At 43.9% G+C, this 15,033-nt stretch carries 18 protein-coding genes and 1 riboswitch; of the genes, 10 read left to right on the top strand and 8 right to left on the bottom strand.

From position 1 onward, the window contains the following. A partial coding sequence (locus AB4323_RS05240; protein WP_372151842.1) for a hypothetical protein occupies positions 1-220 on the top strand: 220 nt, incomplete at its 5' end. Between the two features lie 135 nt (positions 221-355). Here the strand turns inward: AB4323_RS05240 and AB4323_RS05235 are convergent. Further along, complete coding sequence (locus tag AB4323_RS05235) at positions 356-880, bottom strand: DUF3087 family protein (protein ID WP_065584102.1); 525 nt, start codon at positions 878-880, stop codon at positions 356-358. Between the two features lie 256 nt (positions 881-1,136). Here AB4323_RS05235 and trmY point away from each other — a divergent pair, with 256 nt between their 5' ends. Next, the gene (trmY, locus tag AB4323_RS05230; protein WP_017061702.1) at positions 1,137-1,736 is read left to right on the top strand and encodes a tRNA (pseudouridine(54)-N(1))-methyltransferase TrmY; all 600 of its coding nucleotides are present in this window, start codon (positions 1,137-1,139) and stop codon (positions 1,734-1,736) included. Between the two features lie 102 nt (positions 1,737-1,838). Here the strand turns inward: trmY and AB4323_RS05225 are convergent, their stop codons facing one another. After that, positions 1,839-2,939, bottom strand: a complete 1,101-nt coding sequence (locus tag AB4323_RS05225) for a permease (RefSeq protein WP_372151840.1) — start codon at positions 2,937-2,939, stop codon at positions 1,839-1,841. 233 nt (positions 2,940-3,172) lie between these two features. Between AB4323_RS05225 and AB4323_RS05220 the strand changes: the two genes are divergently transcribed. Continuing rightward, positions 3,173-3,469, top strand: coding sequence for a helix-turn-helix transcriptional regulator (locus tag AB4323_RS05220; protein WP_004733042.1), 297 nt, complete (start codon positions 3,173-3,175; stop codon positions 3,467-3,469). Continuing rightward, the gene (gene sigZ / locus AB4323_RS05215) at positions 3,453-4,037 is read left to right on the top strand and encodes an RNA polymerase sigma factor SigZ (RefSeq protein WP_017061700.1); all 585 of its coding nucleotides are present in this window, start codon (positions 3,453-3,455) and stop codon (positions 4,035-4,037) included. Before AB4323_RS05220 ends, sigZ begins: the two co-directional genes overlap by 17 nt. 120 nt (positions 4,038-4,157) lie before the next feature. Here the strand turns inward: sigZ and AB4323_RS05210 are convergent, their stop codons facing one another. Both AB4323_RS05210 and AB4323_RS05205 read right to left on the bottom strand, forming a co-directional pair. Beyond that, positions 4,158-4,772, bottom strand: a complete 615-nt coding sequence (locus tag AB4323_RS05210; protein WP_017065874.1) for a YitT family protein — start codon at positions 4,770-4,772, stop codon at positions 4,158-4,160. Between the two features lie 460 nt (positions 4,773-5,232). Beyond that, positions 5,233-5,382, bottom strand: coding sequence for a hypothetical protein (locus tag AB4323_RS05205; protein ID WP_372151838.1), 150 nt, complete (start codon positions 5,380-5,382; stop codon positions 5,233-5,235). 29 nt (positions 5,383-5,411) lie between these two features. On the opposite strand from AB4323_RS05205, the gene AB4323_RS05200 reads away from it, so the two are divergent. The 3 genes from AB4323_RS05200 (at position 5,412) to AB4323_RS05190 (ending at position 8,011) form a co-directional block, all read left to right on the top strand. Next, complete coding sequence (locus AB4323_RS05200; RefSeq protein WP_017061697.1) at positions 5,412-6,623, top strand: MFS transporter; 1,212 nt, start codon at positions 5,412-5,414, stop codon at positions 6,621-6,623. Positions 6,624-6,844: 221 nt separating this feature from the next. Continuing rightward, positions 6,845-7,570: a sulfite exporter TauE/SafE family protein gene (locus AB4323_RS05195; RefSeq protein ID WP_170962367.1), complete on the top strand. Its 726-nt coding sequence runs from the start codon at positions 6,845-6,847 to the stop codon at positions 7,568-7,570. A gap of 78 nt (positions 7,571-7,648) precedes the next feature. After that, complete coding sequence (locus AB4323_RS05190) at positions 7,649-8,011, top strand: MmcQ/YjbR family DNA-binding protein (protein ID WP_017061695.1); 363 nt, start codon at positions 7,649-7,651, stop codon at positions 8,009-8,011. Between the two features lie 53 nt (positions 8,012-8,064). Here the strand turns inward: AB4323_RS05190 and AB4323_RS05185 are convergent, their stop codons facing one another. Beyond that, positions 8,065-8,811 carry a phosphatase PAP2 family protein gene (locus tag AB4323_RS05185; protein ID WP_017064917.1) on the bottom strand — a complete coding sequence of 249 codons (747 nt, stop codon included), beginning with the start codon at positions 8,809-8,811 and terminating at the stop codon, positions 8,065-8,067. Between the two features lie 386 nt (positions 8,812-9,197). Further along, positions 9,198-9,348, top strand: a riboswitch (FMN riboswitch). A 349-nt stretch (positions 9,349-9,697) separates the two neighbouring features. Between AB4323_RS05185 and ribB the strand changes: the two genes are divergently transcribed. Then, positions 9,698-10,354, top strand: a complete 657-nt coding sequence (gene ribB / locus AB4323_RS05180; RefSeq protein WP_017054827.1) for a 3,4-dihydroxy-2-butanone-4-phosphate synthase — start codon at positions 9,698-9,700, stop codon at positions 10,352-10,354. Between the two features lie 338 nt (positions 10,355-10,692). Next, complete coding sequence (locus AB4323_RS05175; protein WP_017065871.1) at positions 10,693-11,541, top strand: hypothetical protein; 849 nt, start codon at positions 10,693-10,695, stop codon at positions 11,539-11,541. Between the two features lie 131 nt (positions 11,542-11,672). Here AB4323_RS05175 and AB4323_RS05170 read toward each other — a convergent pair whose 3' ends face one another. Next, positions 11,673-12,569, bottom strand: a complete 897-nt coding sequence (locus AB4323_RS05170) for a LysR substrate-binding domain-containing protein (protein ID WP_372151836.1) — start codon at positions 12,567-12,569, stop codon at positions 11,673-11,675. 154 nt (positions 12,570-12,723) lie between these two features. Between AB4323_RS05170 and AB4323_RS05165 the strand changes: the two genes are divergently transcribed. Further along, positions 12,724-13,362: an NAD(P)-dependent oxidoreductase gene (locus AB4323_RS05165; RefSeq protein WP_372151834.1), complete on the top strand. Its 639-nt coding sequence runs from the start codon at positions 12,724-12,726 to the stop codon at positions 13,360-13,362. Between the two features lie 77 nt (positions 13,363-13,439). Here the strand turns inward: AB4323_RS05165 and AB4323_RS05160 are convergent, their stop codons facing one another. Further along, positions 13,440-14,093, bottom strand: a complete 654-nt coding sequence (locus AB4323_RS05160) for a cupin domain-containing protein (protein ID WP_372151832.1) — start codon at positions 14,091-14,093, stop codon at positions 13,440-13,442. Positions 14,094-14,228: 135 nt separating this feature from the next. Beyond that, entirely contained in the window at positions 14,229-14,996 is a 768-nt protein-coding gene (locus tag AB4323_RS05155; protein WP_065584096.1) for an SDR family NAD(P)-dependent oxidoreductase, read from the bottom strand. Positions 14,997-15,033 lie beyond the last annotated feature (37 nt).

Raw genomic sequence — 15,033 nt, 5'->3', positions numbered from 1 at the left:
TTTTGATATTCATCAACGAGTGCCCACACAGATTGATAGGTTTAAATTGTTAAAGAGCTTTGCTTGTCGAAACTTTCTTTTTACAAAGAAACCCTTGAAAGCGGACGTGAATTCTAGCGATTTAATCTTAAGTGTCAAACACTTTTTAAAATTAATTTCTTTCGAACTTTCCGTCTTACTGATTACCGCTGAAGCCTTATGGCATCTGCCGTGTCAGTGAGGCGGCATTATAGAGATCATCGAAAACATGGCAACCCCTTTTTTGATAAAAATTCAAAAAACTTGCTTAAGTGGCTACTTTTACGTCAAAAGGCTCTTTCGTAGCTCAAAGCTCATACAATAATGGGTGTATTACTTAAAACTTTGCGATTAGATCTTTCGAAAAAGCCTCTATATCTAGCTCAATGCTCCATTTCTCACTCACTTCTAGGATGTTATCTAGCGATTGCTGAACTGTTTTTATCGTCAATGTGTTGTTGTCTAGGTCGTATACCTGTTTTTGCGTGGTGTAATAGAAATAAAGGATGGTCAGCGCGTCTCGGTCGCCTTGCTCAGCTTTGGGTTGAATACGCTTGAGCTTACGATAGATTTGATTATGGATTTGTTTAAGGTTCCATACATAAAGCGCTTCTTTGAAGTAATCATGCCCTTTCACACGGCTCGCGATAAATGCATTCAATGCGACTGATAAGATCACACCTAATACGTTCAAGTGGAAATTACCTGTCGATTCGCCTGCGATTGATTGCCCTGAACCGAATAGCTCGATCAGTATGGTTCCGAATACAATGGCGAACACTGCGAGTGACCCAACCAACGAAACCAACAGCAGGTTCATCTTCTTTCTATATTCTTCTTTATTGATCTTCTGTAACTTCATCGACTACTTCCTTATGTAAGTCACCTAATAATTTGCGCATACTATCTACGTAAACATTGGGTCGCTTCAACCCTTACCATCTTGTAATGTGGTCATTCTCTATTTAATACGCAGAGTTCTTCTGGTTGGCGCTATACGCAACTCTATTTGACTTCATTAATAGAAAAGAGTTACATACCGCCACAATTTTGGTTATTCATCAATTCATGTTGATAAAGCCCGTTTCGCTTTATCACATACTGACAAGGTACATTCCATGCGTTCATTTGTATTACGCGCTCGCGCAGCCCCTACAGAGAGCAAACTTATCTTAGAAGGTGTTGGGCAAGATGCTCATACTGAGATTCTGGCTCATACTCTGATGAACACGATCTTCGTTGCTCAATCTCACCGTGAGAATGTCACCGTACACCTTGTATTAGAAAGTACTAAAGACTTTTCACGTACGATCACTTTCGATTCAAATGAGATCACCAACATTGGTGGCTTTCATGAATCGGCATTGTTATCAGCGGTAGTAAGAGCGGTTGATGCTTCTCAAGGTATGACCAAAGAGCAGACTCGTCAGGTTGAACCGGGAATCGTCGTTCGCACTATGAGCTTTGAAAAACTAGTCAAAGAACTGGCTGAAGACCACCAGCTATACATGATGGATAAGAAAGGCGACTTTATCCGTGATGCAGAGATTGCTGAAAACCCATGTTTCCTTCTTACTGATCACATCCCTATGCCGAAGAAAAGCTACAACAGCTTAAAGCGCTTAGGGACAGAAAAAATCAGCTTAGGCCCGAACATGCTGTTTGCTTCTCAGTGTGTTGTGTTGATCAATAATGAGCTGGATATTCGCGGTTTCTAGCCTCCGGACTGATAAGCTAAACAAAAAAGAGCTCAACTATGTGAGCTCTTTTTTATTATCTATCTCTTTGTATCAATGGTGTTATCTCGAAATCAGACCTGATTAACCAAAGATGAAGCTGTATAGGAAGCCTGCACCCATCGCCATGCTTAGGATAACGAATAGGAATGCTGCAATCATTTGGTTATTGAAGATTGATTTAAGCAGGATAACTTCCGTCAAACTTGCACCTACACTACCAATGATCAATGCCATTACTGAACCCAACGCCATACCTTTCTGTACTAGAGCTGCACTTAATGGGATTACCGCTTCAGCACGAATGTACAGTGGAATACCAATCACGGCAGCTACTGGAATCGCATACCACATACCTTCACCAGCGTACCGTGCAATTAGGTCTGTAGGAATGAAGCCGTAGATGAATGAACCAATCGCGATACCCATCATTAGGTAAGGGAAAACTTGTTTGAAGTCTTTCCAAGTTGAGAACCAAATTCTCATCCAACGACTAGGTTCTTTCTTCTCTACGATTTCAGCTGTTGCGCTTCCATCCGCTGAACAGCATGAAACCGTTACTTGTGGCTCTTCTTTTTTAGAATCGCAGCAAGATGTCTCTTTTGCCATTACTGGTGCAGGTTCGCCACATGCACTTGTACCACATGAAGATTCCGCTTTAACCGGTGCTGCTTTCTTAGGATCAGAATCACCACAGCTAGTGCCACAGCTTGAAGCTGAACCTGTTGATTCATACGCTTCAGGTTTTACGTAACGCTCAAAGCCAAGCTTCTCAAGTGCGTAACCAGCCACTACAGACACCGTCATTGCTACAAGGAAGTAGAACACAGCAACTTGCCAACCGAAGGTAATCACAAACAAACCAATGATCACTGGGTTCAATAGTGGGCTACCAAATAGGAACACCATCATTGGACCGAAACCCGCTCTTGCACGCAGCAATCCTTTTAAGAAAGGAATGGTCGAACATGAACAGAAAGGTGTAATTGCACCCAGTAGTGCTGCTACTACATAACCCTTACCATTACGTGAGCTCAGGATAGATTGAATCTTTTCTGGTGTAAGGAACTCTTGAAGAATCCCAACAATGTAGCTGATCGCTAAGAAAAAGATAATTAGCTCTACTGCTAAGAAAGCGAACATATCAAGTGCGTCTTTCAGCATTGTTAACATTTCATTGCTCATAATTAACTCCAAACTGGATTGAAGGTCGGGCTCTATGAGAAAAGTAACCAATCCTTAATTTCGAATATTCTCGAATTATAGAAATAAACAGCTCCAGAACAAGCATTATTTCGATAAAAATCGAAATTATTTTCGAAAACACAGTTTTTCAATAGCTTACATAGACACCGTTTTTAAATTTGAATTCGACATACATTTCGACTAACATCGAAATTAAATCTTGAGGAGTTAATATGAACTTAGAAGTCGTTGCGAAAGCACTTAAAGAGTTGGGGCACCCTATTCGCCTAACCATTTATAAGAGTGTCGTTAAAGCTGGCTACCAAGGCATTGCAGTTGGCGGCCTACAAGAAGAGCTAGGCATTCCCGGTTCTACCTTGTCTCACCACATATCAAGCTTGGCGTCTGCGGGCCTAATCAGCCAAAGACGAGAAGGAAGAACTCTATTCTGCGTGGCGGAGTATGAGTGCCTAGAAGGTGTGATTGATTTCTTACAAGACGAATGTTGCGTAAATGAACAGTGCAACTAATGCACCTTTGAAGCTCGAACAAGTCTGGGCCGAGTATCAGCAAGCATTAAAGTCATTCCTGCATTCAAAGGTCAACAACTCTGCGGATGTAGACGACTTGCTCCAAGATATCTTGATTAAGACCTATCAGAACTTAGATAAGGTACAAGATGCTAGCAGTGTTAAGGCTTGGCTGTTCCAGTTAGCCAACAACACCATTATCGACTTCTACCGTAAGCATGCACGCCAACAACGTGATAGCCAAATTGATGCTGAAGATCTGTGGTTTACCGATTTAGACCACGACTCTGAATTTAAGCAGAAACTTTCATTGTGTATTGAACCTTTTATTCAGGCATTGCCAGAACAAAGTTCATCGCTACTGCTTGCGGTCGACATCAAAGGCCAAAGCCAAAAAGAGATCGCAGAAGCGCAGAACGTCAGTTACTCAACGGTTAAATCCCGCGTGCAAAAAAGCCGTGCTGATCTTAAGAACCTGTTTGAAGAGTGTTGTAACTTGTCCCTTGATCAACAAGGCAATGTGATTGATTGCGAGCTTAAGCCGAACGCCAGCTGCGGCAAGTGTTAATCGTTACATCGAATCCGTTATTTCAATAGAACAAAGCCAGCAATTAATGCTGGCTTTGTTGTTTTCATAATCTGCAAATCACTCTTTACTTAAGCAAATCTAGAGCTTGAGCGAACCGAACTATGCTGCTTCCGCTTTTACCACAGGTTGATAGCGCCCCGGTTTATGATTCATTGCTAGAATCAAGTTGGTGACTATCGCACCAAGCACAGACAGAAGAACCAATGACACATCAACAATGAACAGAGAAAGCACAACAATCGTGCAGTCTAATGCCATCTGAACCTTACCTGCTCGAATTCCAAAACGTTCTTGTAAGAACAACGCCAGAATGTTGAAGCCACCTAAGCTCATCTTGTGGCGGAAAATCACCAGCATGCCGGTACCAATCAAGCCACCACCAAGTAAAGCTGCATACAATGCATGAATTTCGGCAATTTGAATCACGTGATACAAGTGATCCACGGCGAACGAAACAATCGAAACCGCGATAAACGTATTGATTGTGAAGCGCCAGCCCATACGAGCAACCGACAAAATATAGAAAGGTAAGTTAAGTGCGAAGAATACTTGGCCAAAGCTCAAATCTGTTACTTTGGTAATGAAGATCGCTAGACCAGCCGTGCCCCCGGTGAGCAAACCGACTTGGTTGAAAAAGATAACGCCGAGTGAAACCAATGCGCTACCTAAGATCAGTGCCAGTAAGTTTTCGCGAAGATTATGATCTTTATCCATGTGAATGACTCTCCCTGAATCTTTTAACATCGCGTTTCAGTAGTCTTGAAACGATTTATGCCCAAATTTACGATGTTTGACAGATAAGTCGAGTGAACGAGCAATGTTGCTTAGTGATTAGTTTGTATATTAGTTTTTACAGCTTTGTGAAACTTTAAATTAAACAGCTAGTTATAAGCCTTAATTTAGACTTTCATTCTTAATTAGATACTTGTTTCTATTAACTAACGAGCTTCAAGTTTTCTTATTTATTGAGCGCGTTTTATACCAATTCCAATCAAGCGACAATCTATGCATAAAACGCATAGACTACATCACAAATGGTCATTTGATACATACCCGACTCATCACTATGATGCGCGACTTCTTACAACATTGAGCGCATGTCAACACCGTATGTTTTCACAATCTCTTTTTGCCCAACTTGCCAGAATGACGTTATTCCTCGTCATTAGTTTGGTTATTGTGCATCACAGTCAGCCATTGATTGATCTCTTGGCTCAGCATGCCGTAAGCAGTGGTTGCCATCAGCAGTCAGGGCATGATCATTCTGGGCACGAACATCACCATGAGATGACTGACCAACACATGTCAGCGCAAGACCACTCACATCACCACCATTAATTTAAGAGTATTAGAATGAGCATTTTCCGTTTTCCTTTACTGGTATGGCTAGGGATAGGCACACTTATTATCAGTCTAGGGATCAGACAATCATTCGGCATTTTCATGATGCCAATTTCAGAGCATTTCGGCACGGGTCGAGAGTTTTTCAGCTTCTCTATTGCTCTACAAAACTTATTGTTCGGTGTGTTCCAACCTTTTGTTGGTATGGCCGCTGACAAATGGGGAGCAAGACGCATCATTATTGCTGGCGCATGTGCTTACGGTTTGGGTTTACTTCTTACCTCAATTTCTACCGAATCGAGCATGCTTTACGTTTCGTTAGGCGCACTGGTTGGTCTTGGCTTGAGTGCGACAAGTTACGTGATCGTGCTTGGCGCAGTAGCGAAAGTTGTACCAGCAGAGCACGCGGCTAAGGCGTTTGGCTTAACCACGGCTGCAGGTTCATTTGGTATGTTCGCGGTAATTCCGGGCGCACAATACATGCTGAATGAATTTGACTGGCAGAGTGCGATGCAAGTGTTTGGCGTACTGTGTTGTTTGATGATCTCTTTTGCGCTGTTCATGCGAGCGCCTAAAGCAGCCTCAAACAAACAAGCGCAAGCTGAAGAGAACCAAACACTCAAAGAAGCGTTGTCTGAAGCGTTTGCTCACAAAGGTTACTGGTTGATTCACGCGGGCTTCTTCGTGTGCGGTTTCCACGTAATGTTTATCGCAACGCACTTACCGAGCTATTTAGCAGATAAAGACCTACCCGCGAGCAGCGCTGCGATGGCACTGGCTTACGTTGGCATCTTCAACATCTTTGGGTCTTACTTCTGGGGTGTAATGGGCGACAAGTTCAGCAAACGCCACGTTATGTCTGCACTGTACTTAGTGCGTACTGTGGTTATCGGTGCGTTTGTGACTCTGCCTGTGACTGAATCAACCGCGGCTATCTTCGGTGCGGCCATTGGATTCTGTTGGTTGGGTACAGTTCCGCTAACGTCTGGCTTAGTTCGTCAGATCTTCGGTGCCCGTTACCTATCAACGTTGTACGGCTTGGTATTCTTTACTCACCAAGTGGGTAGCTTCTTAGGCGCTTGGGTGGGTGGTCGTATTTACGATTACTACGGTTCTTACGAGCCAATCTGGTGGTCAACGGTGGTGCTGGCATTTGCAGCAGCACTTATCCATTTACCAATCAATGACAAGCCCATTGAGCGACTGAAATTGGCAATGGCTTAACGTTTTATGCTGACTCCCCCACTAGCGTAAACAAGTCGTTCCAATAAAGCGAGTGAGTATTGAAAGGAAGCATCCTGAGATACTCACTCGCTTTTTTGTTGGTCGTTATAGTAGAAATTATAACTAGCGAAACTGGCATAAAGCTCACTGAATAATAAGACTATTATTTTAGTTTTCATTTATAGTATCCACCCGCTCCTTTAAAACTAATCCGCAGGCTTATGGAATACATAGATCAGACTGTCCTTATCGCAATGACACTCATTTTTGTCGGCTCGTTTGTGCAAACCGCAATCGGCTTTGGTTTGGCCATTGTTGCAGCCCCACTGCTGTTTTTGGTCTCTCCAGATTATGTGCCTGCGCCTATCTGTTTGATCGGTCTGTTTATCTCGTTATTCAACGCTTTTAAACATAGAGCAAATATCTCTATTGGCGGATTAAAAATCGCATTGCTGGGCCGTATTCCTGGGTCACTGGCAGGTGGTGCTTTGTTGGTGATGGTTTCAACGAGCGTGTTATCACTATGGTTGGGCTTATTGGTAGTATTTGCCGTGATTGTTAGCCTACTGCCCTTTAGACTCGAACCAACCCCAACTAAGATGGGTATTGCGGGGTTCTTCTCTGGGTTCTTTGGCACCAGTTCTGGTATTGGTGGTCCACCGATGGCACTGCTACTCCAACACCAAGATGCCAATCAGCTTCGTGGTAACCTTTCTGCGTTTTTCGTGTTTAGTTCGATCATTTCGTTGGTTGTACAGATCCCAATTGGCTTCTTCACGCTACACCACTTGATCATCACTATACCTTTGCTGCCTGCTGCTTGGTTGGGTTACAAAGTGGCGTTAATGACGACACAAAGCATCCCTAAAGAGAAGATACGCATTGGTTCATTACTGCTATGTTCTCTCAGTGGCTTTACGGCAATCTGGCAGGGTTTAGCTGGCTAGTTATTGGCGATAAAGACAAGAAGAAGAAAGACATCTTAGAAAACCAACACAAACACCCAATAGGTAAAAGGACGCTCTATGACTTACGACGAATTCAACGCATTCTGCGAGTCACTGCCTGCAACCAGTTATGTGATGCAGTGGAATAACTCGCACGTTTGGAAAGTGGGTGGCAAGGTGTTTGCGATTGGTGGTTGGGGACCGAAAGATGAGCCTGCGTTTATCTTCAAGGCGTCCGATCAGAATTTCGACTTTCTCAAAGAAGAGCCGGGCTATAAACCCGCACCCTACTTTGCTTCACGCGGTATGAAATGGATTCAGCTGTTTGAAAGCACACCACAAAGGGATGAGGAGCTGAGATACTATCTCATTGAGTCACACCGAATTGTGTCCTTAGGTCTAACCAAAAAGAAGCAAGCAGAGCTAGGGCTCAATCAGTAGCGTTTATTACGTACTGCTAATCTGAGCCCTTCTTTTGCAGTGAGGACGGATCCCTAAGAAGTCTGTTTCAAAAATGCAGGTAAATAGCGTTCTATTTTTTGCTCTGAGATAAGCGGCACCAATAAATAGATCAAACCCGCAAAGGCAATAGATCCGGCTAAGTCTTCTGGTCGATGCATGCCAAGCCAAACACGGCTATAGGCGACACCACCAGCCCAAACCAGTAAACCGCCGACTAGATAAAAGCGTTTCGCCTCTAGGAGAAGACCACCAAAGAACGCCAAACACACACCGACGAAAATCATATGTCCAGATGGGAAAGAGTAGTCAGTTTCACCCAACCAGTGACGCGTTCGCCACTCGCTCACCTTATCTTGTACAGACTCAATCGCAGCATTCTTTTCAACCAATGGTAATTCGTAAAACACTTCCGGCATATCAACCACTTCCTGCGTCACCAAATACTCAGAATAAGGACGAGGGCTCTCAGTGGAATGCTTTAAGAAGGTTTTCGCTGCAAAGCTAAGCACCAACAACAAGCCGAGCTGCAGACAAAGACTGACTAACTTCGCTTTGGAAAACTTCATCGTGAACAATACTAAAGACAAAATCGCTAGTGTTACCAAGAACCCTTGATTGCCCGCAGAGTAAGTCACAAACGTTATGAAGGCGCCATAGAAAGGCAAAACAGCACTTCCAAGGTCGAAGTCAGATCCAAAGATCAAAAAGGGTATGAGGGAATACAAACTTAGAACGAGCAGTAATAAGCCTTTGGATTTGTTAGAGAACAGAGAAGTCATGGCTAAGATCTTTTAGATAAAGTGGTCGGATGCTATCGCAGCTTAGCATCGTCAATATCAATTTTATGTCAAAACGGTCAGTCAGCCGTCATGGTGTAACAATATTCGATTAATGGACCTCTTGAGTATTGATTCGGTGAACAGCCACGCCAGCACCAATAATGTTCAACATCCATTTATGTTCATAGAGATAGCAAAAACCACTGAAACCAGACGAGACAAAGGCATCATCCCATTAATAGACTACCGGACGCGTTCTGCTGATAAAGTGAACACTTACCGGATTATAAGGCCAGAATCTTAAAAACTTTGCTGTCAGTCCTTTAAATCCACTATTGAAAGGATTACCATCTGGTCTGCTTTCAAAAGCAAAACAGATTATTAATTTTTATTCTCAGGGCGGGGCGAAATTCCCCACCGGCGGTATGTCCTTAGCAAAATCTAAAGATAAGCCCGCGAGCGCTCGATTCGTCGAGGTCAGCAGATCTGGTGAGATGCCAGAGCCGACGGTTATAGTCCGGATGAGAGAGAATGAAAACACACTCGTTTAAGTTGGAAAGGCGTACCCGCGTGAGTTGGGTTCGTACCTCCAACTTAGGCGGGTGCATTTCGTTTTGGATAAAACCATAATGAGCTAATACCAATCACAGTAAATAAATGATCAGAGATAGCGCAGGAAAAACGCTTGAGAACAAGGCAAAATTTTTCGATAAGTAGTTATTCTACAGTCAAAAATTCTAACGCCGTTATCAAGGGTTTTAACTAGCTAGAATGACCAGTTGTTTACTACGATTGGTACAAGTTACTTGTAATGAGTAGGCTTTGTTGTGCTCGGTTGAGATCCCTCATACAGCCCTGATTCTGGTGATATTTTAGGAGTTTAACCATGAATCAGTCTTCACTACTTGCCGAATTTGGCGAACCAATCACTCGCGTTGAAAATGCACTGCAAGCTCTACGCGAAGGTCGTGGCGTACTTCTACTTGACGATGAAGATCGTGAGAACGAAGGCGACATCATCTACTCAGTAGAACACCTGACGAATGCTCAAATGGCGCTTATGATCCGCGAATGCAGCGGCATTGTGTGTCTGTGTCTAACTGACGAGCAAGCGAACCAACTTGAACTTCCACCTATGGTTGTTGATAACAACAGCGCAAACCAAACTGCGTTTACCGTCACTATCGAAGCGAAAGTTGGTGTAACAACAGGTGTTTCTGCCGCTGACCGTGTAACAACGATCAAGACAGCTGCAAATCCAACAGCTAAGCCTACTGACCTTGCTCGCCCTGGCCACGTATTCCCATTGCGTGCTCGTAAAGGTGGTGTACTTGCTCGCCGTGGTCACACAGAAGGTACTGTGGATCTTATGCAAATGGCTGGTCTTCAATCGGCTGGCGTACTATGTGAAGTAACCAACCCAGACGGCACAATGGCAAAAGCGCCAGAGATCGTTGCTTTCGGTAAACTACACAACATGCCAGTACTGACCATTGAAGATATGGTGATGTACCGCACTGAGTTCGACCTTAAGCTTGCGTAACGTTTAGTGCTAAACGCTTAGCTCTTAAGCTAACGAAACTCAGAAATGAACATTGAAAGGTCTCACTCTTACTGCTTTTTCTAGTTAAAAGTATATAAAGGGTGAGGCCTTCTTCATTTCCTACACTGAAATCTAAGTTCCATCTCATCGCCCACGACTAACCTCTCAAAAAATCCTGCAAAATATGAGAAACATTCACTAGAATGGTGAAGTCATGCACCATCATTGATCATCCATAATTACAGGGGAATCATAAGCAACTGAAATATAACACTTATTTATTTTGGCACGGTGTCTGCACTACCACTAAGTAGGTATACAAATATTAGGAGTTGAATATGTTTGTAGTTATTTCAGTGGGTTTATCCCTATTAGTACTTGCGGCCCTGTTTCATTTCTCAAGGAAGAGACAAACAGCGCTATCACACAGGTTTGAAACCTTAGTTCTGCTTAGAGAATTATTGTTGTTATCACGCAAACATCGCGCGGCAACGCACTATGCTCTAGCTTATAAGTTGTCTAGCGACTCGATTCGCAAAGTGAACGAGATTTACGACAACATACTTGAAGTATCTGAACTGCTTCAGTCCCATGTGTCGTTTGATAGCCGCCCTATGTATCGCATCTATCACCTCAAGCTCATCGCCATGCACAGCGACTGGCAAAACCGTAGCTTGGTGCGTAACCAATCGATTCATGGCAAAACGATACGTCACAGCATGTTCTTAATGGATGAAGTGATGATCATCTGGCTTATTCAGTCTGAGCGAGAAGACATGAGCCGTGAGTATCACATGAATTGGCAACAGATCTTAGACTGCATGGAGATCCTGACCAAGTTACGCATGTGCATACCTGATATGGAGAAGCCTGAGGAGTACGCGAGATTCAAATTCTACGCATCTCAAACACACCGCAAACTTAACCAATTATCGATTATCTGCCCGATCAGCAGTGGGTCACCCATTTGCACGCGTGCGATGCATGCACTCACCGAGATCGCATCAAGCACTGAAGCGACCCAACCAGCAGATAGCATGTACGAATTAACCAGTGATATATCTACTGTGGTATCGCAAGTTTACGACCAAGTATTATCCGACATTACGAGAAGCTTGTATCAGCCTTTACCAGACGTAAACGAAAAGGTAATAAATACCCGATTATCCGTACATCATTACATGTAAAGACTTCGTGAGAGGAGAGCGTGCTGGAACTCTGAATTATTGAGTTCAAATCCGATATCACCATTGATATCGGATTTTTGTATTTATGAGCTTTTAAAATTCTATCGCTATGTATCATTGCCTATGAAGTTTCAAACATCGCCAGATTTGATATCGCTAGACCAAGCTTCTGCGGCAAAATCAATGAACTGACGAACAACCGGCAGCTGATAACTACGAGACAAATACACCGCCCACAGCACACTACTCGGTGAAACAAACTCATCCAATATTCGTATCAATTTGCCATTCGCAATCAGTGGGTTGGCTAAGTCACAAGGTAAACGAACTACCCCTTTCCCGTGCTGTGCGGCACGAGTTAGCACTCCAACATCATTAGCCTTGATAGTGCCAGACACCTCAACTGAATAGTGTTGATTGTCCTTAACAAAATCCCACTTAGAGACACTCAAATGACGAAAACAATTGTGTTGTCTAAGCGCTTCAACCGTTTCAGGTTCACCGTGTTTGTCTAGGTAGTCTTGTGAGGCACACACCACCGAATCAATTTCCATTAGCTTTCGAGCAATCAAACTATCGTCAGGTTGATCGGTATAGCGCAGCGCAATATCGATTCTGTCGTCCACCAGCTGAGCAAAATGGTCAGAAGCAAAAAGCTCTACTGTGATACTGGGATGAAGCTCTGTGAACTGTTCAACCACACTCAACAGCATATGTTGAGTCAAGCCAATGGGTGCAGCTATGCGAATCACACCTGAAAGAGCATCGGTTTGATTAAGTGCAGTGACTTCTAGCTCCGCCGTTTCATGGAGTATTTTTTCGCAACGTTGTAACGCAATCTCCCCCGCTGTCGTCAAACTTACCTTACGAGTCGTTCTGTGTAATAGCCTCTGCTTTAACCACCCTTCGATCTCTTGAACATGCCGTGAAACCTGTAAACGGCTCATGTCCAAATGCTCTGCTGCTTGAGTAAAACTGGCGCAATTTGCGACTTCAACAAAGCTACGCATCGCCGTCAACCTGTCCATCACACTCTCCCTTACCGACTTAACCAAGCCTATTAGATAACTGTATAGATACAATCTACATCATTTCACGATATTTATCGCAATCTAGTGAGCTATTAGACTGCAATGGCTGTCGAGAAACAGACTCAATAAATTAGATAATTGGAGAGACATTATGAAAATTGCAGTATTAGGCGCATCAGGTTGGATTGGTAGTCACATCGCTCAAGAAGCTCAATCTCGCGGACACGAAGTTGTTGCTGTTGTAAGAGATGCAAGCCGCGTAGAAATCAGCGATGTTGAAGTTCGTTCATTTGATTTACAAGATGAAGCGGCAAGTCTAGCGACCGCTTTCTCAGGCGTTGATGCGGTAATTGCTTCGATTGGTGGACGCACTCTAGGCAATCACGACATCGTAAAAAACACAGCCGCTAAGTTGCTTGATACATTGCCAAGCATTGGCATCGAACGTCTACTTTGGGTAGGAGGTGCAGGCTCATTAGAAGTGGCGCCAAACGTACCGTTAGTTACCGTTCCTGACTTCCCTGCGGACTACAAAAACGAAGCGCTAGCACAGGGTGAAGCGCTTGAAGTGTTCAAACAATCTAATGACAAGGTTAACTGGACATTCGTTAGCCCTGCTGCGGAAATCTTCCCGGGCGATAAGCTATCAACCTACCGCACAGGTGGTGAACAACTGCTCACTGACGAAGATGGCAACAGCAAAATATCCGTCAGCGACTACGCTATCGCGATGATTGATGAACTCGAAGCTGGCAAGTTCCCACGCCAACGCATTGGTGTCGCTTACTAGTCAGCTCATATATAAAAACTAAAAAAGCCGCTTGTTCAAAACAATGCGGCTTTCTCATCTTTATATGGAGCATTCCTTTAACCCAATGGCAAGTGACCCGTTTTCACTAGGATAACCGTCTCTTCTTCCACATAAGGGAAATGCTCGCTCATATGAGGGCTACGCATCCATGTGTGTTTTGGATACTCACCATGTTCATCTTTAAAAGTACCTGACAACACAAAAATCTCTTCACCACCAAAGTGACGGTGCGGCTGAAAACGTTCGCCAACAGGCCACTTCACTAAAGCGACATGTTCGTGCTCGAATTCATGCAGTGGCATCACTTGTAAGCCGCCAATACCCGGAAGCCACTCTGTTTCTAGAGTATTAATGCGAATTTGAGTTAAGTCTCTCGCATCAAACTGGTTGAGCTTTACCAAGATCGTGCAGCCATTTTTGCTTGATGGAGAATGCGCACTGCCCGGGGGATTACGGATATAAGTGCCTGCAGGGAAATCTCCAGTTTCATCTGAGAACACACCATCTAATACGAAGATCTCTTCGCCTTGTGGGTGCGGGTGCTCAGAAAACGAAGAGTCAGGATCGTACTTCACCACGCTGGTCGTGTGACCTGATTCTTTCTCTTCTCTTTCAAGCGGCTTGCGCCATACCCCTTTGGCAGGGCTCGCGATCCAATCTAATGTCTCGGTTTCTATAACCAGTCTCTTTGAAAAGTCCATATTGAACATAATGGCGACCTTACTCTTGTTATCGTTTTAATTATTATTGTTGTCTTTCTCGTTTCTATTCTACGCGAATACTGATCAAGGAGGCCATCTCGCTGCTATTTTGCCTGCGCGACAGCCACCTAAAAAGAATCCTGATTAATTACGACCAGCAATCACACCGCCATCAACATCCCAGATTGCACCCGTTACCCAATCTGCACTGTCTGACAGTAAGAAAGAGATGCTATTGGCGATGTCTTTCGGCAAACCTACTCGACCAATAGGATGGAACGCGTTGAAGCCTTCTAGCGCTTGATCCACTTCTTCAGGTTTGATGAAAGATTCGTAAATCGGCGTTTTAACAACAGCAGGAGAAACCGCATTCACGCGAATGTTGTAGTCCGCAAGCTCCATCGCCATGTGCTGTGTTAAAGCGTGCAAGCCAGCTTTTGCCATTGAATACGCAGAGGATGGTGTCGCTCTAATAGCTTGTTTGGCCCACATAGAGCCTACATTTACCACGTTTCCGCCACCGTTTTTGATCATCAACTTGCTGACAGCTTGAGTGATGAAGAAGGTTGCTTTATTGAGCTGCATGTATTGCTCGTAATCAGATTCTTGGTGTTCAATAAACGCTTTAGGGTTGAAGTAACCAGCCGCATTCACAAGGTAACCAATACCTTCTTCGAGCGACTCTAAATGCGTAATAAGACGAGACACACTTGCATCATCATAAAGGTTAGCTTGCCAGCCTGAAGCATGACCGAGCGATTGCAGCTCTGACACCGCTTTATCTAACTTAGTTGGGTTATTGCCGACCACCAACACATGGATGTTTTGAGCGACTAACTGCTTCGCTGTTTCAAAGCCCATACCACTTGTGCCACCGATTACTACTGCAATACCATTTTTAGTGAAGTTCATTTTGTTATCTCCTAAGTCATGTGAACGTGGTAATCTT

This window comes from Vibrio sp. 10N.261.52.C11 (genome assembly GCF_041471405.1).
Lineage (GTDB): Bacteria > Pseudomonadota > Gammaproteobacteria > Enterobacterales > Vibrionaceae > Vibrio > Vibrio crassostreae_C.
Note: the sequence above shows the minus strand (reverse complement) of the source record. Positions and strands in the feature narration are given on the sequence as shown.

Bases quoted from the DNA above. Each gene is read 5' to 3' on its own strand.
- AB4323_RS05160 (WP_372151832.1), bottom strand. From the start codon at position 14,093: ATGTTCAATATGGACTTTTCAAAGAGACTGGTTATAGAAACCGAGACA.
- AB4323_RS05200 (WP_017061697.1), top strand. From the start codon at position 5,412: ATGAGCATTTTCCGTTTTCCTTTACTGGTATGGCTAGGGATAGGCACA.
- AB4323_RS05165 (WP_372151834.1), top strand. From the start codon at position 12,724: ATGAAAATTGCAGTATTAGGCGCATCAGGTTGGATTGGTAGTCACATC.
- AB4323_RS05195 (WP_170962367.1), top strand. From the start codon at position 6,845: ATGGAATACATAGATCAGACTGTCCTTATCGCAATGACACTCATTTTT.
- AB4323_RS05170 (WP_372151836.1), bottom strand. From the start codon at position 12,569: ATGGACAGGTTGACGGCGATGCGTAGCTTTGTTGAAGTCGCAAATTGC.
- AB4323_RS05190 (WP_017061695.1), top strand. From the start codon at position 7,649: ATGACTTACGACGAATTCAACGCATTCTGCGAGTCACTGCCTGCAACC.
- trmY (WP_017061702.1), top strand. From the start codon at position 1,137: ATGCGTTCATTTGTATTACGCGCTCGCGCAGCCCCTACAGAGAGCAAA.
- AB4323_RS05220 (WP_004733042.1), top strand. From the start codon at position 3,173: ATGAACTTAGAAGTCGTTGCGAAAGCACTTAAAGAGTTGGGGCACCCT.
- AB4323_RS05235 (WP_065584102.1), bottom strand. From the start codon at position 880: ATGAAGTTACAGAAGATCAATAAAGAAGAATATAGAAAGAAGATGAAC.
- ribB (WP_017054827.1), top strand. From the start codon at position 9,698: ATGAATCAGTCTTCACTACTTGCCGAATTTGGCGAACCAATCACTCGC.
- AB4323_RS05185 (WP_017064917.1), bottom strand. From the start codon at position 8,811: ATGACTTCTCTGTTCTCTAACAAATCCAAAGGCTTATTACTGCTCGTT.
- AB4323_RS05225 (WP_372151840.1), bottom strand. From the start codon at position 2,939: ATGAGCAATGAAATGTTAACAATGCTGAAAGACGCACTTGATATGTTC.
- sigZ (WP_017061700.1), top strand. From the start codon at position 3,453: ATGAACAGTGCAACTAATGCACCTTTGAAGCTCGAACAAGTCTGGGCC.
- AB4323_RS05175 (WP_017065871.1), top strand. From the start codon at position 10,693: ATGTTTGTAGTTATTTCAGTGGGTTTATCCCTATTAGTACTTGCGGCC.
- AB4323_RS05210 (WP_017065874.1), bottom strand. From the start codon at position 4,772: ATGGATAAAGATCATAATCTTCGCGAAAACTTACTGGCACTGATCTTA.
- AB4323_RS05155 (WP_065584096.1), bottom strand. From the start codon at position 14,996: ATGAACTTCACTAAAAATGGTATTGCAGTAGTAATCGGTGGCACAAGT.